Source organism: Dickeya sp. CFBP 2040 (assembly GCF_012273755.1).
Lineage (GTDB): Bacteria > Pseudomonadota > Gammaproteobacteria > Enterobacterales > Enterobacteriaceae > Dickeya > Dickeya poaceiphila.
This window is the reverse complement of record NZ_JAAVXH010000003.1, coordinates 1-22,454: the sequence shown is the minus strand read 5'-3', so window position 1 is coordinate 22,454 and position 22,454 is coordinate 1. Positions and strand designations below refer to the sequence as shown.

The following is a 22,454-nucleotide window of genomic DNA, read 5'->3' as shown; positions in this document are numbered from 1 at the left end:
GAGTTGATGAATGTCTACGGTAAGTTCCCCTTCACACGCCGGTAAATCTCATGGCTTCAGCCTGTCCCGTATATGGGACAATTACGGCATGTTGGTCGTGTTTGCCGCCCTGTTTCTGGCCTGCACGCTGTTCGTGCCCAATTTCGCCACCTTCGTCAACATGAAAGGGCTGGGGCTGGCGATTTCCATGTCGGGCATGGTGGCCTGCGGCATGTTGTTTTGCCTTGCTTCCGGCGATTTTGACCTGTCGGTCGCCTCGGTGATTGCCTGTGCGGGTGTGACCACCGCGGTGGTGATCAATGTCAGCGAAAGCCTGTGGCTGGGTGTCGCCGCTGGGTTGCTGCTTGGCGTTGCGTTCGGTTTACTGAACGGATTCGTCATCGCACAACTGAAAATCAACGCGTTGATCACCACACTGGCGACCATGCAGATCGTGCGTGGGCTGGCGTACATCATTTCTGACGGTAAGGCGGTTGGTATCGAAGATGAGCGTTTCTTCACGCTGGGTTATGCCAACTGGCTGGGGTTGCCGGCACCGATCTGGCTGACGGTAATTTGTATGGTGTTGTTCGGTTTACTGCTGAACAAAACTACCTTTGGCCGCAATACGCTGGCGATTGGCGGTAACGAAGAGGCCGCCCGGTTGGCCGGGGTACCGGTGGTACGAACCAAAATCATTATTTTTGGCCTCTCCGGGCTGGTTTCCGCCGCGGCGGGCATCATTCTGGCGTCGCGCATGACCAGCGGTCAGCCGATGACCTCGATAGGCTATGAATTAATTGTCATTTCGGCATGTGTACTGGGCGGTGTGTCACTGAAAGGCGGTATCGGTAAGATATCCTATGTGGTGGCCGGGGTGTTGATTCTGGGGACAGTAGAAAATGCCATGAACCTGCTGAATATTTCGCCCTTTGCCCAATATGTGGTGCGTGGTTTGATTCTGCTGGCGGCAGTGATATTTGACCGCTACAAACAACTGGCGAAAAAAACGGTTTGATGGCCGTGGGTGCCGGCTCTTGCTGGCACCATCCATAACAGATAAGAATCTCTTTGCAGGAGGCCACATGTATCACCGTATGGCGCATGAGTCCCAGCCCAACCCGTTGCTGCCCGGTTATGCGTTTAACGCCTATCTGGTGGCGGGACTGACGCCGATTCTGGCTGGTGGACCACTGGATTTCTTCATTGATCGTCCAGATGGCATGAAGGGATATATCATTAACCTGACCATCAAGGGGCAGGGCAAGGTGCTGGATGGCGATGATACGTTTTTCTGTAACCCTGGCGATTTGCTGCTGTTTCCGCCCCGGTCGCGCCACTATTATGGTCGTGCGCCCGGTAGCGACTGCTGGTATCACCGCTGGGTCTATTTTCGCCCCCGTGCTTACTGGGCCGACTGGCTGGAGTGGCACAGTAAAGGCTGTGACGTCGGGCGGCTGACGCTCTCCAGTACCGGGCTGTTGCAGGAATTTGATAAGTTATTCGCCAATATCGAACAGACACACCGTTCTGGCCGTCGTTTTGCCGAAGAACTGGCGATGAACCTGTTGGAGCGCCTGTTGTTACGCGCGATGGAAGAAGATCCGCAAAGCCCGGAGCGTATTATGGACCCGCGCGTTATCGAGGCGTGCCAGTTTATTACCGGCAATCTGGCCGGAGAGCTGCGCATTGATGAGGTCGCGCGCCATGTGTGCCTGTCGCCGTCGCGGCTGGCGCACCTGTTCCGTGAGCAGGTCGGGGTGAATATCTTACGCTGGCGCGAAGATCAGCGGGTGATCCGCGCCAAACTGCTGTTGCAAACGACTCAGGAGTCGATTGCTGCCGTCGGGCGCGTGGTGGGCTATGACGATCAACTCTATTTTTCCCGTGTGTTCCGCAAGCGAGTAGGCGTTAGCCCCAGCGATTTCCGGCGTCGCAACAGTGAAATCCATCACCCGATGATGGAAAAAATACCCGACGCTTCTGGCTGGCGAGGTGAATCGCTTGCACCGCATCCCTGGGTCGTCACGCCGTAACGCTTTACGTCGTACCTCTTTACGCTGTAACTCTCTGGCAATGATGAGGCAATCGGCCATGATCGCCACAGGCGATTGTGGCTGGTGTTGAAAACGGACCCTTCCGATAATTATCTGTTTCCTCAGTGCTATACTAGGCTGTGCTCCGTCAGCAGTGAGCAATTGCAATCGGACAAATAGGCCAGAGCCTCCGGCCTGACAGGTATAAGGGGAACGATATGACGGATATTATCCGTGTGGGTCTGCTGGGTTATGGCTATGCCAGTAAGACGTTTCATGCACCGCTGATTGCCGCTACGCCAGGAATGACATTAGCGGCGGTGTCCAGCAGTGATGAGGGGAAAGTTCAGGCTGACTGGCCTTCAATGCAGGTGGTGCGTGAACCGCAGACGCTGTTCAATGATCCGGATATCGACCTGATTGTGATCCCCACCCCGAATGACACCCATTTTCCGCTGGCGCGTCAGGCGCTCATTGCTGGTAAACATGTGGTGGTGGATAAACCCTTTACTGTGACGTTGTCACAAGCCCGTGAACTGCGTCAGTTGGCAGAACATACCGGCAAGCTGCTTTCCGTATTCCATAACCGACGTTGGGACAGCGATTTTTTGACGCTGACGCAATTGCTGAAAACCGGGACGTTGGGCGATGTGGTGTATATGGAATCACATTTTGACCGCTATCGTCCGCAAGTACGCCAACGCTGGCGCGAAGACGGTAGCGAGGGTAGCGGTATCTGGTACGATCTGGCACCACATCTGATTGATCAGGTGCTGCAATTATTTGGTTTTCCGGTGGCGATTCAGGCCGATTTGGCACAACTGCGGCCAGGCAGCAAAGCGGTGGATTACTTCCATGCCACGTTGATTTATCCCCAGCGGCGCGTGGTAGTGCACGGCACCATGCTGGCGGCAGCGCCAGGCGCCCGGTATGTGGTTCACGGCACGCAGGGTAGCTACGTGAAGTTTGGTCTTGATACGCAGGAAGAGCAATTGAAAGCGGGCGAGACGCCACAGGATCACGGTCATTGGGGGCAAGACCATCACGACGGCACCCTGACGTTACATTGTGATGGTGTTCTGGCGACGCAAACGGTGCCGACTCTCCCCGGTCATTATCAATCTTATTATGCCGGGATACGTGATGCGTTGCTGGGGCGCGGCGATAATCCGGTACCGGTCGAGCAGGCTATCAACGTGATGGAACTGATTGAATTGGGAGTGGCCTCGAATGAACAGAAAAAGGCGATGACGCTTAAAAATAGCTAACTGGCGATTTGGTCATGGTCTGTGACGCAACACACCGGCGCTAAAGCGGGTTTCAGCCTTGCATTATGGGTAGTTATTGCTGATAGTAGGGCATTGTTTAAGCAGGCGATCTCAGGATCGCCTGTGTTTTTTATGCCAGAGGATGCAAGCACGCTATGTCATGGTTACAACGTTTGAAAATTGACAAATTTTTGCTGGTTTTGATTGCGGTCGTCATCACCGCATCTATTTTTCCGTGTGAAGGCGTGGCCAAGGTTTTCTTCGAAAACCTGACTAACGCAGCAATCGCACTGCTGTTTTTTATGCATGGCGCCAAGTTGTCCCGAGATGCCATTACTGCCGGAATGGGTCACTGGCGGCTGCATCTGGTGGTGTTTGCCAGTACGTTCATTTTGTTCCCACTGCTGGGCATTGGCATGGCGTTCCTGTCTCCGCAGATATTAACGCCGGGGCTGTATCTCGGTTTCCTGTATTTGTGCGCGCTGCCGGCGACCGTGCAATCCGCTATTGCCTTTACTTCCATGGCACGTGGCAACGTGGCTGCGGCTATCTGCAGTGCGTCGGCGTCCAGCATTCTCGGCGTTTTTCTCTCACCGATACTGGTCGGCTTGCTGATGCATACGCAGGGAGGGCAAACTGATACGCTCCACGCGATAGGCTCGATTATCATGCAGTTAATGGTGCCGTTTGTTATCGGCCATTTATCTCGTCCGTTGATTGGTGGCTGGGTTGATCGTCATCGTAAACTGATCAATATCACTGACCGCTCATCGATTCTGCTGGTGGTGTATGTGGCGTTTAGCGAGGCGGTAGTACAGGGGATTTGGCACCAGATCAATGGCTGGTCGCTGCTGGCGGTGGTGGTGTGTTCATTGGTGCTGCTGGGCATTGTGTTAGTGTGCACCACGCTTGCGGCTCGCAAACTGGGCTTCAACACTCAGGATGAAATTACGATAGTGTTCTGCGGTTCGAAAAAGAGCCTGGCTAACGGTATTCCGATGGCCAACGTACTGTTCCCCGCAGCTGCTGTTGGTGCAATGGTGCTGCCACTCATGATTTTCCACCAGATTCAATTGATGGTGTGTGCGACGCTGGCACAACGATATGCCAAAAGAACGGCGACGGCGGGTGAAGAAATAACAGAGAAATAAGCTAAGACATAATAATCAGGTAAGCGGCTTATTGTTTACCCAGTTCTATACTATAAATAATTCGGGTAGCAGGATAAAACATGTTGCGTTTGTCCTGCTGCTTGAAGTATGACGCGTGTTAATTGAAATAATCAACAAAGTAAATCTTTATTGTGGTGATTATCTGTGATGTTTTTTTCAGGCATACAGATACAAGGATATTTAAATTAATCATTACCTAATAATGAGGGATATAAATGTATAAAAAAGCTTTGTTATCTCTGGGCTTGCTTAGTGTTGTTGTCACTTCTCAGGCTTACGCAGCTAATACCGAAACCTGTGTTAATACTGACGAAAAAACTATCGCCAGTTTATTTGACCGTTGGAATGAATCGCTGCAGACTGGCAATGCCAGCAAAGTGAACGCCAATTATGCGACCGACGCGGTATTATTACCGACGCTGTCTGGAAAAATGCGTACTACAAGTGCTGAGCGCATTGATTATTTCGAGCATTTTTTGGCGAAAAAACCTGTTGGTAAAATTGATAACCGTGTTATCAAGATGGGTTGTAATGAAGCGTTGGATATCGGTAATTATACTTTCACCTTTGGCGATAAATCACAGGCTAAAGCACGTTACACCTATACCTATGCATACAAAGATGGCAAATGGTTAATCTCCAGCCATCATTCGTCTGTGCAGCCGAAAGACTAATAGCGTTGTTGCCGACATAAAAAAAAGCGGATACTTTTTGGGTATCCGCTTTTTTTTATGTCAGCCCTAAACACGTTATTATAACGCTTGCCGTTGCTGTGCCCGCTGACGTAATAGCTGTTTTTCCTGTTCGGAAATAAACGCTATACGCAACCCGTTTTCCTGTGCCAGACGAATATCCTCCGGTAACAGGCCAGCTTGTGGGGCGGCAATATCATATTCATGGCGGATGTCGATGCCCTGAATCGCCGGGTCATCGGTATTGATCGTTGCTGGAATACCATGACGCAGAAAATGCACCAGTGGGTGTTCGTTCATGGCTTTTATCGTGCTGGTTTGCAGGTTAGAGGTCAAACAGGATTCGATGCCAATCTGGTGTTCTGCCATATATTCCATCAGTGCACTGTCAATGATAGCGGTAACACCATGGCCGATTCGCTCAGCTCCCAACTGGTGTATTGCTTGCCAGATAGTCTCCGGCCCGGCAACTTCACCTGCATGGGCGGTAATATGCCAGCCTGCATCGCGGGCACGGGCAAAATGGGTGGTAAATAACTCACCGGGGAACCCCAGTTCATCACCTGCCAGGTCGATGGCAACAATACCGTCTTTGTGTGCCAGCAGCGCGTCAAGCTCTTGTTCGCAGGAATGAGTACCAAAAGTTCGGCTCATAATACCAATCAGACGAACCATGATGTTGTGGTTATAGTCTCGACAACCCGCGGTGATACCGTCGATTACGGCTTCAACCACGCCTTCCATCGGCAATTGATGATTGAGAGCCATGTAGTAGGGGGAAAAACGCAGTTCGGTGTAATCCAACCCGGCGCGGATAGCATCCTCCACATTTTCATAAGCGACCCGGCGGCAGGCATCCAACGACCCCAGCACGGCTACTCCCCAGTCCAGCTTTTGCAGAAAACTGAGTAGATCGGGTTCATGATTATCGACGACCTGGACATGGGGGAGCAGAGAGGCCAGATCATGGCCGGGCAAATCGATATTAAACTGGCGGCCTAAATCAAGGATGGTCTGAGGGCGGATATTACCATCGAGATGGCGATGGATATCCGTCAGCGGGATGTGCGGAACAATCATGTTTTACTCGTTTTTTATTAGAAAAGTCCATTAGTCAGGCGGTAATCCTCATCACGCTGGCTATCGCTGCTGTACCCTGAAAGGCCAGGGCTGATAACTTGCGGTGTAGTAATGCCAGAATAAAACCGCCCACTTGATATAAAGAAATCCATGTACCAATACTGACATAACACAGCGTTAGCATAAACGCGTTATTCTTGCCTGCGCAATAGCAGGACGTGGTGTACACCAATACTTAAAAACAGAAAGTGAGTATTGAGACGACGATATCTGGATGTGCAGCGTCGGGCAGAGGGGAATCCGGCGCCGGGTCGGGCGCCGGTGAGCGATTATGGGCTGACTGGTGTGTCTGGCGGGGTCTCTTCCTGAGAATCGTCGCCTTCTTCCGGCACGTTCTCTGCCGGCAACGTGATAAACGGCGCGATAAATTCCGCCAGTGGGATCTTACGTCCGTTGAATGTCACCATTCCGTCGTTGTACTGCAGCGAACTGGTGATCGTGTTGTCTTTCGTCACGGTAACCTGGCTCATCTGGCCGATGTTAGCCATCAGTTGCGTCTGCTGACGCGCCATCTGCTCCAGTTGTTTCTTCTCTTCGTCAGAAGTGGCCTTCGGCGCTATCTGTATCATCAACTCGGTAATCATGTCCAACGGCACATTGAGACGCGCATCCAGATTTTTAACCGATTGACGGATAATCGCTTCTTCGTCGGAGGGATTGCCGGTCAGCGCGGCACCTTTTTGCAAGGGGTCGGTTAAATCCAGCGCCAGCGTGAACGTGCTTTCGCCTTTGGTATTTTTCCAACTGAATGGGGCGATTTTGACGCTTGGATTGCCTTTCAATAGTTGCGGCAGATTATGCAAAACCAACGCTGCCAGTTGCTGATCGTAGATTTCCGGTGTGGTCTGGTCGATATTCTGTAACATCGACTGCAGGTTTTTCTGGTATTCGGTCATGAATTGACGGGTACCTTTACCATCCAACCCGGAGAAACTGACGTTTATATTCCATGACCCCAGATTTTGATCGCGGAACAGCGCAGCACCCAGCGACACTGTCATCTGTCCGGCCAGATTGGCGTCATCTTCCGAGGTGTGATTGGCTAACGCGAAATCATTCAACGTCAGGTTATCACCCCCCTGAACGTCCAGCGCCAGTTTTTTCAGCGTTAGTCTGGAGTCACCGACATCGAGACTGAATTTACCTTTGTGGGTATCGCTGTTCAGCGTCAAATCCTGTAGCGTCAGTTTTTCTTTCTGGCCCTGTGGATTAGGTTTCTCCAGCGTCAGATTGCTGACAGTACCGCTCGCTTTGCCAGCACGCAGGTCACTGGTCATATCCAGCAGCAGTGTCGTGCCGCTGAAATTGACCTTCATCTCCTGATTCTGTACGTCCAGCGGTTCCAGTGTAACAGCGGAGTGGGTGGCACCGCTGTAATCGATGCGGCTATTAGTGCTGATGAACGGCTTGCCTTTGGTCAGTTCAAATAGTGCTTTTACTGATTCGGTGTTGGCCAACTCGGCGTGCACCGAAGCCAGCGCCGGTTTCAGGCTAAACTGGCTGGCAGTAAGAGGAAAGGGACCGTGAAACACCGTCGCGTTAAATACCACTTCTTCATTAGCGCCCAACAGATGCTGTCTGGCATTGGAACCGTCTGACTGCAAAACCAGATCTACCTGGCTTTTGAAAATGCTACGCTGATAATCACGAAATGTTACCTTGATGCCTGCCTGCGGGTAGTTGCTTTTCAATTCGTTATTCAGATTATCGGTGACTTCGCCAATATGCTGTTCAATCTGTTTGCCAGTAAACCAGGAGGCCCCCCCCCAGGCCGCGGCGAGTGCAATAACAACGCCAGCGGCTACAACTGTTTTTTTGGCCACGTTATATTTCCTTGTTAATTAATGGTTTTCATCCCCTTATAGGGGAATATATGGCTTTATACCATTAAAGGCTGATTATAGACGCGGGCAATCTGGCCTTCTCCCTGAACCTGTACCGGGGATTCGTTGGCAGGGATAAAGCATGATTCGCCTGGCAGCAATCTGACCTGCTGTGCCCCACGTTCCAGCACCGCCTGACCTTCAACGCAAAAGACAATTGCCGCACTCTGTTGGCTGAGTATCTGCGGCACATCCGTAAGATAATGCAGTGAAAAGGCAAAGTCATCGACTGGGATAGGGAAATTCAGTTCGTTGGCGGTTTTTATCGGTAAGGTGCGCAATGATGCAGCAGGTTTCGATTCAAAACGGACATTGGCGAGTAATTCGGGAACATCAATATACTTGGGCGTCAAACCGGCGCGCAGGACATTGTCTGAATTGGCCATAACTTCCAGTGCGACGCCATGCAGGTAGGCATGTGGGGTTTCTGCATACAAAAACATGGCTTCACCCGGTTGCAGCGTGACTACGTTGAGCAATAACGGGGAAAACAAGCCACCATCATCAGGATAAAACTGCGCGATAAATCGAATGGTATCCCAAGGCTCACCATGCTGGTTATCCAGCACCTGTTGCAGTTTGGCGATGGCCAATGCTTTCTGCTCGCCGCTCATACTCAATAGTCCGGAAAATAGGGTGGTCAGCGTCTGGCTGTCTGGGCGTGACAGAAATTTTATGATCGCCGGATGAGCGCTGACCAATGGTTGTAGCAGAGCAGCAATTTCCGCCAGCTCGCGAAAGCCATTCATTGCCAGATAAGGGGTGAGTGCGAAAACCAGCTCTGGTTTGTGGTTGGCATCTTTGTAATTGCGTTGGGGGGCGTCGAGCGGGATGCCGGCGGCATTTTCCCGGTCAAACCCTACCTCGGCGGCAGATTTATTCGGATGGACCTGAATCGACAAGGGCTGCTCAGCACATAATACTTTGAACAGGAAAGGCAACTCGCCAAAGCGCTTAGCGACCGCGCTGCCCAGAAAACCGGGCTGGTCGCTATTGATCAACTCCCGCAGGTTGTGCGTTTTCCCTTGTTCGTCGAGCAGCAGGGAACTGCTTTTCGGATGGGCACCCATCCATAGCTCAGCCATTGGCAGATTGTCCGGATTCGCAATCCCATACAGCTCAGTCAACGCATGTTTACTACCCCAAGCATAATTTTGCACGCTGTTGCGCATTTTTTGCATCATGTTTTCCTGCCATTAAAACGGATTGTTAATTCATGTAACGATAACGGCGGATAGTCAGACCATAAAGACTGCTCCATCTTTAATACCCGTTATGCTAATCCCTTATATGCCATGATTCCGGAAGGGTAAAAATTCGCACTCATCTGAAAATGATTTGTTTTGTAAAGGAGAAAACCATGTCAGACATGCGTATCGAAAAAGACTCTATGGGAGCGATTGCAGTACCCGCAGCACATCTGTGGGGCGCGCAGACCCAGCGTTCACTGGCGCATTTTCGTATTTCGGAAGAAAAAATGCCCAGTTCGCTTATCATCGCGTTGGCACAGACCAAACGGGCGGCGGCTCGCGTTAATATGGATTTGGGATTATTAGCGGCCAATAAAGGTGATGCCATCATTCAGGCGGCCGATGAGGTACTGAGTGGTCATCATGCCGACGAGTTTCCGCTGGCTATCTGGCAAACGGGGTCTGGTACTCAAACCAACATGAATATGAACGAGGTACTGGCGAATCGGGCCAGCGAATTGCTGGGGGGCGTACGGGGTAATGAACGATTGGTTCACCCAAATGATGATGTCAACAAAAGCCAGAGTTCTAACGATGTGTTCCCCACGGCTATGCATGTGGCGGCGGTCACTGTGGTGCGGGAACAGTTGATTCCTGAACTGAAGGTGCTGCAGTGCACACTGGCAGATAAAGCGGCGCAGTTCGCCGATATCGTCAAAATTGGCCGAACCCATTTGCAGGATGCGACGCCACTAACGTTCGGGCAGGAGATTTCAGGCTGGGTAGCGATGTTGTCGAATGGCCTGCGTCATATTGATAACAGTATTCCACATCTGTGCGAGCTGGCGTTAGGTGGCACTGCAGTCGGCACCGGGTTAAATACGCACCCGGAATATGCTGTACGTGTGGCAGCGGAATTAACGACACTGACCGGTCACCCATTCGTCACCGCACCAAACAAATTCGAAGCATTAGCGACTTGTGATGCGTTGGTCCATGCTCACGGTGCGTTGAAAGGGGTGGCCGCATCATTGATGAAGATGGCTAATGATATCCGCTGGCTGGCCTCCGGGCCACGTTGTGGGATTGGTGAAATCGCTATTCCGGAAAATGAACCGGGCAGCTCGATTATGCCTGGCAAGGTTAATCCTACGCAGTGTGAGGCGATGACCATGCTGTGTTGTCAGGTGATGGGAAATGATGTGGCAGTAAACATGGGTGGCGCATCCGGCAACTTTGAACTGAATGTGTTCCGACCGATGGTGATTCACAACTTCCTACAGTCGGTACGATTACTGGCTGATGGCATGAAAAGTTTTAACGATCATTGTGCTATCGGGATTGAGCCTAAACGTGAACGCATCACCCAGTTGTTAAATGAGTCGCTGATGCTGGTAACCGCGCTTAATCCACACATTGGTTATGACAAAGCGGCGGAAATTGCTAAAAAAGCGCACAAAGAGGGCCTGACGTTGAAAGCCTCCGCGTTGAAGCTGGGATACCTCACCGACGAACAATTTACCCAATGGGTACGCCCGGAGAATATGGTCGGCAGCATGACGTCATAACGCTCAGGCTCCATCATCGGTGTAAAGATGCAGCCGGGGTATCAATAGCCGTAATGGTTTGGCTTTGGGTCGATGGCGATGCTGAATGTTGTCGGCATCGTAGTCGTTCAATTCGCCCATTACTGGCATGGTGTCTTGATGACATAACACCAACAATGGTGAAGGGCAGGGATACTGTATTTGCTTCTGTGCTTCCTGATACCAGACTCTGGCGATAGGCTGCACTTTAACCGGTCGCTTTATTTTCAGCGATGCCTGCTCCGGCAGGCGTTTTACGTCACGTATTTCCTGCTCCAGCAGCGATGTCCACTGCTCTTTACTATATGGTGCCTGGCTGCGTCCTGCACGCAGGCTTTTCTCCAGTTTTTCCAGCAATGCATTGCGGGTGATATTATTGATAATGTTCTTATTCGCCCAGCCAAACCGTACCGAGGTGGGGTCAACCAACAGGGTAATGGTACGATAAGCGCTTAGCGTGATCAGTCCTTTCAGGTGTGTATGAACAAAATCGAAACGCTGCTCCGGCTCCACCCCTGATTCTACCGTAATGATATGTTCCAGCTCTTTTTTTCGGGTATTGATCTCTGTGATTAACTGGTGAGCTTGCAAATATTCTGCGTGATTAACCCTAAAACATAAGACGCCGGGTAGACGTATTGCGGCCTTACTGCTGATGGTTTCAGCATGATGGTGAATAAATAAATGGCGAAAATGTTGTAAACCATGATCACGGGCCTCTTCACCGACGCGCGGCGTAACGGAAATATGCGTGATCGGATCATGTTCGGTGCCTTTCTCTATAGGGGGAAGGGTGAAGATACGTCCGCCGGTAAAATGAAATGTCAGAAAAAGTTGGTGCAATTGGGCCAGGTTTGCTTCAAGCATCGAGAAGCAATGATTCATACGCTCAATCAAATCATAAGCAGCCATAATCAAATCGCTTTTTAGTTACAACATACTTTTATTTTATCCCAAACGCTCAGTTTAACAACTGATGTTCATATTCGCTTAACAGCACGGATAAATGCAGAAACGAGGGAAAACCCACCGAACTAAGAGCCTATTGGGGGATAGGCTCTTAGTTCGGTGGGGAATGAACAGTGATGGATAACGATCAGATCTTGTTTTTCAGGAGGTTCAGCTTACCCCCCAACCATAATGCCAGCATCAGCAAACATGACAGAAACAGTACCAGACCAGTCCAGCCATAGTGATACCAGAAGAATCCCCCTGATGTCCCTGCTAAACTCGACCCCAGGTAATAACAGAACAGATACTGTGACGAAGCCTGTCCTCTGGCTCGCAACGCACGCAGTCCAATCCAGCTACTGGCGACGGAGTGGGCGGCAAAGAACCCGGCAGCAAATAGCATCATCCCTGCAAACATTAGCAGAAGTGAACTAAATAGGGTCAACAGCAATCCAGACAACATCAAAGCAATACTGCCGACCAGCACCGGTCCACGACCAAAACGCGCGATCATCGCACCGGCGCGCGGAGAAGCATAACTCCCCGTCAGAAAGACCACCGACAACAGCCCCACCACCGTCTGGCTCAGGTTGTAGGGAGCCGCCAGCAAGCGATAGCCAATATAGTTAAATAACGTCACAAAAGATCCCATCAGCAGGAACCCTTCGGCGAATAGTAGCGGTAAGCCAGCATCGCGCCAATGTAAGCGAGCATTGATCCACAACGTTTTGGGGCGTAGCGAGCCTGCGCGAAAGTGGCGAGAGTCCGGCAGAATTCGCCAAAATGCCAGTGAGGCCAGCAACGCGACGATACCAATGCAAGTGATGGATACACGCCAGCCAAAAAAATCGGCAATCACCCCGGTCAATAAGCGACCACTCATACCGCCAATTGAATTACCGCTGATATATAACCCCATTGAGAATGCCACCACGCTGGGGTGGATTTCCTCGGTCAGGTAGGTCATTGCCACCGCCCCCACACCGCTGAGCGATAAACCGACCAGTGCCCGCATAACCAACAGCCCGGCCCAGTTGGTCATCATGCAACCAATCAGGGTAAAGACCGAAGCCAGCAATAGCGATACCACCATGATATTTTTGCGGCCAATGGTGTCTGAGAGCGGGCCGGTAAACAATAGACCAATCGCCATAGTGATAGTGGAGACAGAAAGCGACAGGCTACTGGTTGCCGGGGATACGTCAAAAGCCTGCGACAACAATGGCAATATTGGCTGTACGCAGTACAGCAAGGCAAATGTCGCCAGACCTGCGGAGAACAATGCCAGCGTAACGCGAATGAATGATGGCGAACCTCGCTTGATGAACGGACTTTTGTAAACGGGAACGCGGGTGTTTCGTTGGGGTTGGATATCGTCAGTGACAGAAACGGACATTCCCTGTGCAGACATCGGGGTACTCAAAATCAATCCTTATCCGGAGAAAATACGGCATCAACATCAGTGACCACATCATAGAATTGGCCCAATTGTTTTGTATAATATATTAATTATTAATATTGATACTTTATAAATATGAATATCGAACTCAGGCATTTACGCTACTTCATTGCCGTCGCCGAAGAACTTCATTTTGGCCGAGCGGCTGAAAAGCTACATATCTCCCAACCGCCACTCAGTCAGCAGATACAAGCGCTGGAAGAACAAATAGGCGCTCAGTTGCTGGAACGCAACAACCGCAATGTGCGCCTGACTCAGGCAGGCGAACTGTTTCTGAAAGAAGCCTGGAGCATCATCAGTCAGGTTAACCAGGCAGCGGAACGCGCTGCACGTATTCAGCGTGGGGAAATAGGGGAGCTTAATATCGGTTTCACCTCGTCCGCACCTTTTGTCAAACAGGTTTCGCGCAGTCTGCTGCAATTTCGCCAAAGTTATCCCGACGTGCATATCCAGATGTTGGAGATCAACACTAAGCAACAAATTACACCACTACTCGACGGCAAGCTGGATTTAGGCGTAATGCGCAACAATCCGCTGCCAGAAACACTACGTCATCAGTTGTTATTGCATGAACCCATCGTTGCGGTGGTACATGAAGAACACCCTCTGGCCTCAGCGCCCGGCGGGTACATCAGTATCCGGCAACTGGCCAACGAACCGTTCGTATTTTTCTCCAGGAAAGTGGGAACCGCTCTCTACGACGAGGTACTGACGTTACTCAAAAAATACGGCATTACACCTTACATCACACAGGAAGTCGGCGAGGCGATGACCATTATCGGTCTGGTGTCATCCGGGCTAGGGGTATCGCTGCTGCCTGCTTCATTCCGCCGAATCCGGATAGATGGCGTCAAATACCTGTCGTTACAGGAAAAAGATGCTATCAGTGAAATGTGGCTGGTCACTCACCAGCAGCGGCCACTTAACACTGCTACTCAGACACTAATCACACTTATGTTGGGGAATACTGGCAAAAATATGTGCAGTTAATCACATATCGAATCAAATATTTGACGGCTATTTACAAAAGCCCCACCATAGCCGCAGTTTTTTATTTTACAGCGTAAAAAATACCGATTACGCCTTATCGCAGGAGCCGTTTCACCGTGATTGTCAGTGGCCAGCCGGGACACATCGATCAAATCAAACAGATGAATGCAGGTGGCGTTTATCGGTTGATCGATGAATATGGCCCCATCTCCCGCATTGAGTTGTCAAAACAGGCCCAGCTTGCTCCTGCCAGTATTACCAAAATTGTACGTGAACTGATGGAGGCCCATCTGGTACGAGAAACCGAGTATCAGGAAATGGGGAGCCGTGGTCGCCCGGCTATCGGTTTGGTGCTGGATACCGAAGCCTGGCACTATCTGTCAGTACGCATCAGCAACCAGATGATGACACTGGCTCTGCGCGATCTCAGCGGCCATCTGGTAGTAGAAGAACAGGTTAATTTACCGAGCGAACATCCCCAACCGTTGCTTGACCGCATCCTGGCTGAAATCGATCAATTCTTCATCCGCCATCAACGCAAGCTGGAACGGCTGACCGCTATCGCTATCACATCACCTGGCATGGTGGATTCTTCCACAGGCATTATTCATCGTATGCCGTTCTACCCCGTGGAAGACATGGCGATTGGTCCGGCACTGGAAAAGCGCACCGGCGTACCCGTTTATCTGCAACATGATATCTGTGCCTGGACCATGGCGGAAGCGCTGTTCGGCGCGTCACGCGGTTGTCAAAACGTCATCCAGATAGTGATCGACCATAACGTCGGTGCCGGCATCATTACTGGTGGCCGCATCTTACATGCTGGTAGCCGAACACTGGTGGAAATTGGTCATACCCAGGTTGATCCTTACGGCAAACGCTGTTACTGCGGCAATCACGGTTGTCTGGAAACTGTCGCCAGCATTGAAAGTATGCTGGAACTGGCGCAACAGCGCCTGAAAGGTTCAATGAGTTCGCTATTGCATGGCTCGCCGTTAACGGTCGAATCACTGTGCGATGCAGCGCTAAAAGATGATCAACTGGCAAAAGATATTATTGTTGATGTCGGTAATAATGTGGGGCGCATTACCGCCATCATGGTGAACCTGTTCAATCCGGAAAAAATTCTGATCGGTTCGCCATTGAATCAGGCCGCCGATATTTTATATCCCGCCATCATCGACTGTGTTCGTCGCCAGGCATTGCCTGCCTACAGTTATCACCTGAAAGTTACGTCAACCCATTTCTACAATCAGGGAACCGTACCCGGTGCAGCGCTCATCAAGGATGCGCTCTATAGCGGCGCGTTGTTGATTAAACTGATGCAGGGCTAACAGCAAATAACCTGGTGTCTCCGCTGACCGACAAAACATTGCGCTAACGCAAGCTGCTCCGGCTGCCCATCCCCTAGACTTCAGGTTTCATCAGTAAGTTTTTTTGAGGTTTATTTTTTCAGGTGGGGCCTGCCGGAGTGGTGTTTTCATGTTAAAGCGTATGTTTGTTACAGGAACGGATACTGCCGTTGGAAAAACAGTGGTATCGAAGGCGTTATTACAGGCGCTGGCGAAAACGGGCAAAACTGTGGTGGGTTATAAACCTGTCGCCAAGAGCTGTAAGGAGACGGAAGAGGGGCTGCGTAACAAAGATGCGCTGGTGCTGCAGGAAGCTTCATCAATCCCGCTGTCTTATCTGCAAGTCAATCCTATATCGCTGCCGGAAGATGAAATCAGTGCCAGTGAACAAGAGATTAACTACTGCGCCATGACTGAAGGGCTGAATCAACTCGGCGGGTTATCAGACATGGTTGTCGTAGAAGGTAGCGGTGGCTGGCGTACGTTGATGAACGACTTACAGACTTATTCTGAATGGGTTGTTCAGGAACAATTGCCGGTTGTCCTGGTGGTTGGGATCAAACTGGGTTGTATCAACCATGCGCTGCTGACGGCACAAGCGGTGATTAACGATGGATTGCCTTTGGTGGGCTGGGTTGCGAACCGTATCAACCCAGGGTTGGCCAACTATGCCGAAATCATCCATGCTCTGCGCGAAAAAATCCCGGCGCCTCAATTAGGCGAGCTACCGTATTTGCCTCGCGCTGAACAACGGGACTTATCTGCTTATATTGATCTTTCCGCAATTAGACAGTCATTTTAACCGGTGCCCGGCTTTCCCGCACCAAGGGGGAACGATCCCCCTTAGATCATTCTCCTGACTGGGCATAACGCCTGATGTGATGATGAGAAATCAGGGCATTACCGGGCGACCGGAACGACGGTCAAGGCAACGTGACGAACTGGGTTCCCAGTACGCGTTGAAGTTAGCGCTGGCTTTGCATTTCTCTTCAAGCGCCTGCGCCATATCAGCTTTGTCGAAATCTCTGTCTGCCTTATCGACCCGTTTTTCGAGATGTTTGTTGACCTTATTACGCAACGTGCGTGTTTCGTTCCAATCCTCGCTGCTCTGGCGAGCGGCTTCTTTAGATAATGCACTGTTGCCATTATCAATCACAATGTGCTGTGCCGCCTGTGCTGATGACAAGAGACTCAAGCCAAACAGCGACGATACAATAAGAAGTAAATTACGTGTTTTTTTCTGCATGTTTCACCCAGATAGGAATTACTGTAAATATGAAAACAGTGTTGGCATATCCAAACGCTCATTACGGTAACGATAGCATCCGCTGACATCAACAAGCTATAGCTGCCAACCGTTCAGTTATTCGTCCCTGAATCCGCGATTTCGGCAAGATGCTGAATATTGAACAAAACACTTAGATAAACAGCGTGTTATTCGTCTCGATTAACCTTCAGACCACCGTAAGTCTGGCTTACCGGCATCATTTCCAGGGTGTTGATATTGACATGGGACGGCAGTGTTGCCACCCAGAACACCGCTTCCGTCACATCCTCAGGCGTCAACGGGTTAGATTTGTCATACGTCTGGTTAACCTTAGCCTCATCCCCTTTAAAGCGCACGGCGGAGAATTCCGTACCGCCGACTAACCCCGGTTCGATGTTAGTCACACGCACCCGCGTCCCGGACAGATCAGTCCGCAACCCCAGACTAAACTGACGCACAAACGCCTTGCTGGCACCATAGACATTTCCGCCGAGATAAGGCCAGTTTCCCGCAGTAGAACCGATATTAATGATATGGCCGACATTGCGCTCCACCATTGCCGGCAGCAACGCCTGAGTCATAAATACCAGCCCTTTATTGTTGGTATCGATCATGGTTTCCCAGTCGTCAACATTGGCTCTGTGAGCCGGCTCCAACCCCAGTGCCAGACCAGCGTTATTCACCAGCACATCAATGTTGCGCCACTCGGCAGGCAGGGCTGCGATGGCCTGTTCAATGGCCTGTCGGTCACGCACATCAAGACAAAGCGTGAAAAGCGCCGCACCAAACTCAGTTTTTAATGCATCAAGACGCTCCTGACGACGCCCTGTGGCGATAACCTGATGACCTTCTTTGATAAACCGCCGGGTAATCGCTTCACCAAAGCCCGCCGTCGCGCCGGTAACGAAAATAATCATGCGTTTTTTCCTCTTTATATTCCTGACTGCAATGCCTGGCAGCGATCTTTCGCTTAAACACAATATTTCGTTTAAACACAATTTCGTTTAAACACAAAATCGCTATAGCGTGCGCCACGTTATCACGAAGATCCTGCCTGTAACACCATAATGAAAATCAGCATATCTCAACGCCGAGGCTATCTCTATGTCAGCGTTGATCTTTTCGGTATGTATCGCAGACCGGATGCCGCGTTGCACTATTTTGCAGGCACCATATCGGGCAGAGATTACGGTTGGCTAAAATAGATTTGTCACAGGTGTTATTGCGCACTAATTTCCTGATTATCTGCCTCAACGGCATCGTACAGCCGCTCCAGAATATCAGGAAATGCTGACTGAACCCGGTTCCAACTAGGTACAAACGGTTTATCACCCGGACTTTCGATGTATGCCTGTCCGGACTGGGTAATGACATCAGCAAACAGTTCTACTGCCGATTCTTCGGTATGACGATCAAAGTGCAATCCATTCATACGTGCATCATGCTCAAACGAGTCGATCATATCCAACGCAGTCCGGTAATACGTCGCTCTCAGTACCCGAAATGAGTCAGTGGTAATGCTGACACCCTGAATCGCCAGTTTACGGTATAACGCTTTGGTGATATCCATCGCCATACGCTGTAGTCCGGAATTGGGATCGTTTTCCGACATGGGCTGATGCTTATGATCATAGTTGTCGGCAATATCCACCTGGCAGATACGGCTGGTTGCCGTCCCCCGATGGATTTCCGACAACATGCCGATTTCCAATCCCCAATCACTCGGAATACGCAGATTACGCAATACGTGGCTGCGCATAGCGAACTCACCGGATAACGGATAGCGGAAACTGCGCATATATTCGAGATAGTCTGAATTACCGTAAACGCTTTGCAACGATTTCAGCAGCGGAAACACCAGCAAGCGCCCAACGCGACCATTTAATTTTCCTTCTGATACCCGTGCATAGTAGCCTTTACAGAAATCGTAGTGGAAATTAGGGTTAGAAATCGGGTAGAGCAGGCGTGCCAGCATAGCGCGATCATAAGTGACAATGTCACAATCATGCAGTGCAATGCACGCAGTACGGCGTGATGCTAAGGTATAACCAACGCAAAACCAGACATTGCGACCTTTGCCTTGTTCCATTGGTGCTAACCCAATGTCCGTCAGTTCCTGGCTGAGCCGAGTCATACGTGGGCCGTCATTCCACAAAATACGATGCCGTTGTGGCAGGCGGGAGAAAAATTGCCGGGCAAACAGAAACTGATCGCGGTCTGCCCGATCAAGACCGATGACAATCTCAGACAAATAAGGCACCTGGGCTAGCATATCGACAATCTTATCTAGCGCCGGTCCTTCCAGCTCAGAGTAAAGGGAAGGGAGGATCAGCCCCATACTACTTTGACCGGAAAATACCTGTAACTCATACTCCAGTTCCTCTATGCTGCGCCGGGTAAGGTTATGAAAGTTGGTGATAATACCATCCTGATAGAATTCACTCATAGCCGCTGTTTCTCCCTTGTCAATCAAGTAACCCGGTCTCATAACGACCGAAAAAATAGGTTATGCCTTCACTCCAGCCAGCCGGGCCGGCAGCCTGGGTATAGTAGATTTCCCTCCCCCCAAAAGGTGACAACGTCACTTTTTTACTGGATGGCCCTTTAATGATTACTGCATAATCCATTGATTCCAAAAAAGAAATATCGTTTGGCCCGTCGCCTAAACCAATAGTGGCCAAGGACCGGCGACTCATCAATTCAATATTTGATTTGATATGTTGTATTAATCGATTTACTGCTGCGCCTTTACTGACGTCTTTATGCATCACGTGAAAAAAACGACCACCTTCGGTCAACGATAATTTCTTTTGGGCCAAACATTTCCTGAACATTTCCAGCGATGCGGTATCTCCTTGCCAGAGCAAGGGTTCTGAGGCAGTACGTTGGCGAGCCAGCGTGGCTTGCTGCAGCGTAAGGCCAGTGACAGCTGCCACAGCGGCATCATCCATATCGGAAAATCCATAGAATGGAAAACCGTATTGCTCGCGTAGTACGTTCAACTGTTGGCATAAATCGGGGTAGGTAAGGGAAATCGGTGAAAGCGATGACTGCAATCCAATCTGCCAGGATGTCGGCAACAGAATATGCGCGCCGTTTTCCGCAATAGCAGGCATTTCCCATAAACCTAAATCCTGCTGCAACGACGTGATTTCTGCCGAAGTTTTACTGGTTGTCATAACAATTGGCACCTGATGGAACAGTAATCGATTAAGACACCGTTGAGCGTCATCCCATTGATAGGTGTCATGATCCAGCAATGAGCCATCAAGATCGGTGAAAATAACCCAATTTTTAGTCAATTCAAGCATTTCGTCTCCTGTAGCTATGCAGATTATTCAGAGTGGGATGCAAGAAAAATTGACATGCGGCTAGATGACAAAGCGTCACTGATTGACTATTTTCATGGAAATTATTTGAGTGCTTTGTTAAGCCTAGGCCTAGATCACCGTTTTCGCAAACTCAGCCAAAACGTGGTCGTTAAAACTCACTAAAACGCAATTACTGTCGAGTCTATGATGCACGGCAAGCAAGTAAGAAGACTCTTAACCAGCCCGGATGCCAGAACCCGCCTGACCTTATCTTGGTTCGCATAATGTATATTATGTTAAATAGTCTTTATTGGTTAACAACTTCATATGTGGTCGTAGTTTTGCTACATATCAATGAGTTATTGATCTTTGCCCTACCTCCTATTTCTTGCAATTGAGAGTACATTAACTTCATATCAATTTAGAACGTTTATGGGGTTATCTGTTCATGTTCGCACTTAGCCAGCTAACTGCAGCGGGCCACAAACGACAGTGGATTCTGATGGACACCAGAACTTGCCTACCTTTGCTGTATCCACTCAGGTATCACATTGACCACTTAAGTTTTCGTTCGCTATCCACTCAATCGGCCTCACTACAGGCCATCAAATACTTTTATGAGTTCTGGCTGAAAAAGTATGGTGTCACATTTTGCTATAGTTTTTACTCATCTGGCCATGACCCGTGTATAGCTATTGACGAGATGTCGGCATTCTCCCACTATCTAGAAAATGGTCGCACATGCCAGTCGAATATATTGGTATTAGCACCTGTAAAAAATGCTGGCACTTTCACTAATGCGGCTCGGTTTCGCGCGATAATTCAGTTCATTTCTTTTTTGATTAACAAGTATATTTCGCCTTTTTATTTAGACGATAGTCCCAAGGCATTGTCACAGCTGTCTTTTCGCTTGCATGCTCGCTTGCACCTTTGCAACGATAGCTATCGTACCATGGTCACAGGAAAACAAAGCCGTACCATCCAGGGATTTCAGAGTATGAATAGCGACATGGTGAGCTGTCTATACAGAATTATCACCCCCTGCTCTGCTCGGAAGTTTAATCCATTAAACCCCTTTCCGTTTGGAAATCTGCAGTTCCGCAATTTTCTCATTGTTCGTTTATTGCTCAATTATGGTTTAAGAATAGGAGAATTATTACTTCTTGAACGCCAATCAATAAAATGCAATATAAAAGGCGACAAGTTTAGCCTTGTCATTACTACGACTGATGGGGAGCGCGACCCCAGAGGATATGCCCCTTCGCTTAAAAATGTCTGGGCAAATAGGGTTTTAGAGTTAGATAAGCAGGATCATGATTTTTTGGTCATTTACATAGAAAAGCTTCGACCAAAAACTGAGCATGATTATATCTTCACATCAATGCATCCTGGTGGGAAACCATTGTCTTACAATTCGGTATATTCTATTTTTTTACAAATTGATTCAAAGTTTAGCAAAGAATTTCCAGAGTATAAGTCATTGAAGTATTTCGACTCGATACAAAAACTGACTCCACATGTTACCAGACATACTTGGGCTTATCTGACTTTGCAAAAGTTGTATTACATGAAACTCATGAAAAGCAGGACAATAAAAAACCACACTGACTTTGATTTTTTTATGAATGGATTGATGGGGGAAGCTAAAAATGAGTTACGTTTGATGGGTGGATGGAGCCAGAAAAGTGAAATGCCTGACATTTATGCAAAGAGATTTCTATCGGAGTTGGCTAACAAGGCTAACATCCATCGCATTGTTCAGGACAATCGAGAACTAAATGATACTCTTAGTTCTTTTTTTGAGGATGTTAATAATGATTATTGATAATAATCATTCAGTCATTGGTGATTCATCATATTCAAAAGACTTTACTAGCACTATCCTTAATATTAAGTTGCCCGATAGGATTTTTCTGGCAACAGCAAGTGATTTTGATGATCGGTATATTGTTAACGATAAAAATCGGTGGGTTTTCTATTTTTCCGGCAGTAGACGTTATCTATCTTTTAAACAAGATGACGTATCTGACAGATTAGCTAAATATATCTGCTTCAAATATGCATCAACAAGAATACCTACTTTTCTCCCTTTTCTATTGTACGATTGGAAGCGTTGTTTACTTTATTCTAAAAGAACTGGAGAATTTTCACTATCAGTATTACGAGATTATTTAAAGA

At 49.3% G+C, this 22,454-nt stretch carries 19 protein-coding genes and 1 pseudogene; 11 read left to right on the top strand and 9 right to left on the bottom strand.

Features of this window, described 5'->3' with window-relative positions; translation table 11 throughout:
* Positions 1 to 10: 10 nt before the first annotated feature.
* From araH to Dpoa2040_RS00085, 5 genes are all read left to right on the top strand, one after another.
* Positions 11 to 997 carry an L-arabinose ABC transporter permease AraH gene (gene araH / locus Dpoa2040_RS00105; RefSeq protein WP_042870520.1) on the top strand — a complete coding sequence of 329 codons (987 nt, stop codon included), beginning with the start codon at positions 11 to 13 and terminating at the stop codon, positions 995 to 997.
* Positions 998 to 1,064: 67 nt separating this feature from the next.
* Positions 1,065 to 2,015 carry an arabinose operon transcriptional regulator AraC gene (gene araC, locus Dpoa2040_RS00100; protein WP_168639886.1) on the top strand — a complete coding sequence of 317 codons (951 nt, stop codon included), beginning with the start codon at positions 1,065 to 1,067 and terminating at the stop codon, positions 2,013 to 2,015.
* A gap of 218 nt (positions 2,016 to 2,233) precedes the next feature.
* Positions 2,234 to 3,283 carry an oxidoreductase gene (locus tag Dpoa2040_RS00095; RefSeq protein WP_168639885.1) on the top strand — a complete coding sequence of 350 codons (1,050 nt, stop codon included), beginning with the start codon at positions 2,234 to 2,236 and terminating at the stop codon, positions 3,281 to 3,283.
* Between the two features lie 155 nt (positions 3,284 to 3,438).
* The gene (locus tag Dpoa2040_RS00090) at positions 3,439 to 4,434 is read left to right on the top strand and encodes a bile acid:sodium symporter family protein (protein WP_042870524.1); all 996 of its coding nucleotides are present in this window, start codon (positions 3,439 to 3,441) and stop codon (positions 4,432 to 4,434) included.
* Between the two features lie 236 nt (positions 4,435 to 4,670).
* Positions 4,671 to 5,129: an SgcJ/EcaC family oxidoreductase gene (locus Dpoa2040_RS00085; RefSeq protein ID WP_168639884.1), complete on the top strand. Its 459-nt coding sequence runs from the start codon at positions 4,671 to 4,673 to the stop codon at positions 5,127 to 5,129.
* A 78-nt stretch (positions 5,130 to 5,207) separates the two neighbouring features.
* On the opposite strand, the gene add is transcribed toward Dpoa2040_RS00085, so the two are convergent.
* The 3 genes from add to manA all read right to left on the bottom strand — a co-directional run bounded on the left by add (position 5,208) and on the right by manA (position 9,351).
* Positions 5,208 to 6,227 (bottom strand): adenosine deaminase, encoded by a 1,020-nt coding sequence (gene add / locus Dpoa2040_RS00080; RefSeq protein WP_042870531.1) that lies wholly within the window; start codon positions 6,225 to 6,227, stop codon positions 5,208 to 5,210.
* A 329-nt stretch (positions 6,228 to 6,556) separates the two neighbouring features.
* Positions 6,557 to 8,110: a YdgA family protein gene (locus Dpoa2040_RS00075; protein WP_168639883.1), complete on the bottom strand. Its 1,554-nt coding sequence runs from the start codon at positions 8,108 to 8,110 to the stop codon at positions 6,557 to 6,559.
* 56 nt (positions 8,111 to 8,166) lie between these two features.
* Entirely contained in the window at positions 8,167 to 9,351 is a 1,185-nt protein-coding gene (manA, locus tag Dpoa2040_RS00070; protein WP_042870535.1) for a mannose-6-phosphate isomerase, read from the bottom strand.
* A 179-nt stretch (positions 9,352 to 9,530) separates the two neighbouring features.
* On the opposite strand from manA, the gene fumC reads away from it, so the two are divergent.
* Positions 9,531 to 10,928, top strand: coding sequence for a class II fumarate hydratase (gene fumC / locus Dpoa2040_RS00065; protein ID WP_168639882.1), 1,398 nt, complete (start codon positions 9,531 to 9,533; stop codon positions 10,926 to 10,928).
* 3 nt (positions 10,929 to 10,931) lie between these two features.
* On the opposite strand, the gene tus is transcribed toward fumC, so the two are convergent.
* Positions 10,932 to 11,858, bottom strand: coding sequence for a DNA replication terminus site-binding protein (tus, locus tag Dpoa2040_RS00060; RefSeq protein ID WP_168639881.1), 927 nt, complete (start codon positions 11,856 to 11,858; stop codon positions 10,932 to 10,934).
* Between the two features lie 184 nt (positions 11,859 to 12,042).
* Entirely contained in the window at positions 12,043 to 13,293 is a 1,251-nt protein-coding gene (locus tag Dpoa2040_RS00055) for an MFS transporter (RefSeq protein WP_050569439.1), read from the bottom strand.
* 138 nt (positions 13,294 to 13,431) lie between these two features.
* Between Dpoa2040_RS00055 and Dpoa2040_RS00050 the strand changes: the two genes are divergently transcribed.
* From Dpoa2040_RS00050 to bioD, 3 genes are all read left to right on the top strand, one after another.
* On the top strand, positions 13,432 to 14,346 hold the full coding sequence (locus tag Dpoa2040_RS00050) for a LysR family transcriptional regulator (protein WP_168639880.1): 915 nt from the start codon (positions 13,432 to 13,434) through the stop codon (positions 14,344 to 14,346).
* Between the two features lie 116 nt (positions 14,347 to 14,462).
* On the top strand, positions 14,463 to 15,680 hold the full coding sequence (locus Dpoa2040_RS00045) for an ROK family transcriptional regulator (protein WP_168639879.1): 1,218 nt from the start codon (positions 14,463 to 14,465) through the stop codon (positions 15,678 to 15,680).
* A gap of 148 nt (positions 15,681 to 15,828) precedes the next feature.
* Positions 15,829 to 16,500, top strand: a complete 672-nt coding sequence (bioD, locus tag Dpoa2040_RS00040) for a dethiobiotin synthase (RefSeq protein ID WP_042870546.1) — start codon at positions 15,829 to 15,831, stop codon at positions 16,498 to 16,500.
* Positions 16,501 to 16,590: 90 nt separating this feature from the next.
* On the opposite strand, the gene Dpoa2040_RS00035 is transcribed toward bioD, so the two are convergent.
* From Dpoa2040_RS00035 to Dpoa2040_RS00020, 4 genes are all read right to left on the bottom strand, one after another.
* Entirely contained in the window at positions 16,591 to 16,944 is a 354-nt protein-coding gene (locus Dpoa2040_RS00035; RefSeq protein ID WP_168639878.1) for a DUF1283 family protein, read from the bottom strand.
* Positions 16,945 to 17,132: 188 nt separating this feature from the next.
* A complete protein-coding gene (gene ydfG, locus Dpoa2040_RS00030) occupies positions 17,133 to 17,882 on the bottom strand; it encodes a bifunctional NADP-dependent 3-hydroxy acid dehydrogenase/3-hydroxypropionate dehydrogenase YdfG (RefSeq protein WP_168639877.1) in 750 nt (249 codons plus the stop codon).
* Positions 17,883 to 18,184: 302 nt separating this feature from the next.
* Positions 18,185 to 19,411: a glycosyl transferase gene (locus Dpoa2040_RS00025; protein WP_168639876.1), complete on the bottom strand. Its 1,227-nt coding sequence runs from the start codon at positions 19,409 to 19,411 to the stop codon at positions 18,185 to 18,187.
* Between the two features lie 19 nt (positions 19,412 to 19,430).
* On the bottom strand, positions 19,431 to 20,276 hold the full coding sequence (locus tag Dpoa2040_RS00020) for a mannosyl-3-phosphoglycerate phosphatase (protein WP_168639875.1): 846 nt from the start codon (positions 20,274 to 20,276) through the stop codon (positions 19,431 to 19,433).
* Between the two features lie 448 nt (positions 20,277 to 20,724).
* On the opposite strand from Dpoa2040_RS00020, the gene Dpoa2040_RS00015 reads away from it, so the two are divergent.
* Together Dpoa2040_RS00015 and Dpoa2040_RS18240 are read left to right on the top strand one after the other, a co-directional pair.
* Positions 20,725 to 22,101 (top strand): site-specific integrase, encoded by a 1,377-nt coding sequence (locus Dpoa2040_RS00015; RefSeq protein WP_038925899.1) that lies wholly within the window; start codon positions 20,725 to 20,727, stop codon positions 22,099 to 22,101.
* Positions 22,091 to 22,454, top strand: a pseudogene (locus Dpoa2040_RS18240) (site-specific integrase); the annotation flags it as partial. The gene Dpoa2040_RS00015 and the pseudogene Dpoa2040_RS18240, both read left to right, overlap by 11 nt.

Coding starts and splice junctions, on each gene's coding strand:
- araH (WP_042870520.1), top strand. CDS start 11: ATGTCTACGGTAAGTTCCCCTTCACACGCCGGTAAATCTCATGGCTTC.
- araC (WP_168639886.1), top strand. CDS start 1,065: ATGTATCACCGTATGGCGCATGAGTCCCAGCCCAACCCGTTGCTGCCC.
- Dpoa2040_RS00095 (WP_168639885.1), top strand. CDS start 2,234: ATGACGGATATTATCCGTGTGGGTCTGCTGGGTTATGGCTATGCCAGT.
- Dpoa2040_RS00090 (WP_042870524.1), top strand. CDS start 3,439: ATGTCATGGTTACAACGTTTGAAAATTGACAAATTTTTGCTGGTTTTG.
- Dpoa2040_RS00085 (WP_168639884.1), top strand. CDS start 4,671: ATGTATAAAAAAGCTTTGTTATCTCTGGGCTTGCTTAGTGTTGTTGTC.
- add (WP_042870531.1), bottom strand. CDS start 6,227: ATGATTGTTCCGCACATCCCGCTGACGGATATCCATCGCCATCTCGAT.
- manA (WP_042870535.1), bottom strand. CDS start 9,351: ATGCAAAAAATGCGCAACAGCGTGCAAAATTATGCTTGGGGTAGTAAA.
- fumC (WP_168639882.1), top strand. CDS start 9,531: ATGTCAGACATGCGTATCGAAAAAGACTCTATGGGAGCGATTGCAGTA.
- tus (WP_168639881.1), bottom strand. CDS start 11,858: ATGGCTGCTTATGATTTGATTGAGCGTATGAATCATTGCTTCTCGATG.
- Dpoa2040_RS00055 (WP_050569439.1), bottom strand. CDS start 13,293: ATGTCCGTTTCTGTCACTGACGATATCCAACCCCAACGAAACACCCGC.
- Dpoa2040_RS00050 (WP_168639880.1), top strand. CDS start 13,432: ATGAATATCGAACTCAGGCATTTACGCTACTTCATTGCCGTCGCCGAA.
- bioD (WP_042870546.1), top strand. CDS start 15,829: ATGTTAAAGCGTATGTTTGTTACAGGAACGGATACTGCCGTTGGAAAA.
- Dpoa2040_RS00035 (WP_168639878.1), bottom strand. CDS start 16,944: ATGCAGAAAAAAACACGTAATTTACTTCTTATTGTATCGTCGCTGTTT.
- ydfG (WP_168639877.1), bottom strand. CDS start 17,882: ATGATTATTTTCGTTACCGGCGCGACGGCGGGCTTTGGTGAAGCGATT.
- Dpoa2040_RS00025 (WP_168639876.1), bottom strand. CDS start 19,411: ATGAGTGAATTCTATCAGGATGGTATTATCACCAACTTTCATAACCTT.
- Dpoa2040_RS00020 (WP_168639875.1), bottom strand. CDS start 20,276: ATGCTTGAATTGACTAAAAATTGGGTTATTTTCACCGATCTTGATGGC.
- Dpoa2040_RS00015 (WP_038925899.1), top strand. CDS start 20,725: ATGTTCGCACTTAGCCAGCTAACTGCAGCGGGCCACAAACGACAGTGG.